Source organism: Vibrio sp. HI00D65 (assembly GCF_001635455.1).
GTDB lineage: Bacteria > Pseudomonadota > Gammaproteobacteria > Enterobacterales > Vibrionaceae > Vibrio.
On the sequence record NZ_LWEH01000051.1, the window covers coordinates 1 to 410 of the forward strand.

General features: G+C 44.9%; 1 protein-coding gene. It reads left to right on the top strand.

Annotated elements, in window-relative coordinates:
- Positions 1-382: phosphatidylglycerophosphatase A (locus A3712_RS06965; RefSeq protein ID WP_063522846.1), on the top strand; the 382-nt coding region annotated here is incomplete at its 5' end.
- Positions 383-410 lie beyond the last annotated feature (28 nt).

The window sequence follows — 410 nt, forward strand, 5'->3', positions numbered from 1 at the left end:
CCTGTTATTGGTTCAATTTCCTTTCCCAGCTTATGTGGCGGTGGTCGTGGTAAGTTGCATTATTGGTATCAAAATCTGCCAAGTGACGTCTGATGATATGGGTGTTCACGATCATGGTTCTATCGTGTGGGATGAGTTTGCGGGCTTTTGGATCACCATGAGCCTAGTACCAATGTTGAGCATTCCTGCCGATGATTGGAAATGGCTACTGACTGGCTTTGTTCTATTCCGCTTCTTTGACATGGTAAAACCGTGGCCGATTGGCTGGTTAGATGCCCGAGTTCATGGCGGTTTAGGCATTATGATTGATGATATTGTGGCTGGTATTATGGCGGCGATTTCACTGTATGCTGTGGCCCATTTTGCAGGTTGGTTAGCGTAAGCAAAGATTAAATAACACAAGGAATTAA